The following is a 588-nucleotide window of genomic DNA, read 5'->3' as shown; positions in this document are numbered from 1 at the left end:
ACTTTGTTTTCCCTCTGGCGCAAGGCACGCCGGGAAAACAGTGCGGCCTCGCGGCTACTGGGGTCTACCAGCCTTCGCTTCGCTCTCCATGGCTGGCAGCGGGGGAATCGCGCAGTGGCCGGGAATGTTTTGCCACGCAATATTTTTACCTTTGTCATCTCGTTCCTGCTCTGGCTGCTGCTCACCGGCAGCCTGAAAGGTGAGGAACTGATGGCAGGTTTGCTCGTCAGCGGTGTCGTGACCCTGCTGGCTGCACCGCGTCTGGCCCTGCTGGACGGCGTGCGCTGGTCGTTTGCTTCCTTTGTCTCCATGCTTCGTTACCTGGGCGTGTTTTCATTGGCTTTGCTGCGTGCAAATGTCGACATGGCGCGCCGGGTGCTTTCACCCTCCTTGCCCATTCGTCCTGCCGTTGTGGAAGTGAAAACACGGCTGAAATCGGATCTGGGCCGCCTGTTGCTGGCAAACAGCATTACACTCACGCCCGGAACCCTCACCATCGATATCAAAGGCGATCACATTCTTGTGCATTGGGTGGATTGCGCGCCCGGCACAGACCTGGACACGGCAACGGCTGAAATCGTCGGGCAA

At 58.8% G+C, this 588-nt stretch carries 1 protein-coding gene; it reads left to right on the top strand.

What is annotated here, in order from left to right:
• Positions 1 to 588 (top strand): Na+/H+ antiporter subunit E (locus ACOCD2_RS25265; protein WP_419596488.1); only part of this gene is annotated, 588 nt, incomplete at both ends.

The sequence above is a fragment of the Thiolapillus sp. genome (genome assembly GCF_048562965.1).
Lineage (GTDB): Bacteria > Pseudomonadota > Gammaproteobacteria > Chromatiales > Chromatiaceae > Thiolapillus > Thiolapillus brandeum_A.
Note: the sequence above shows the minus strand (reverse complement) of the source record. Positions and strands in the feature narration are given on the sequence as shown.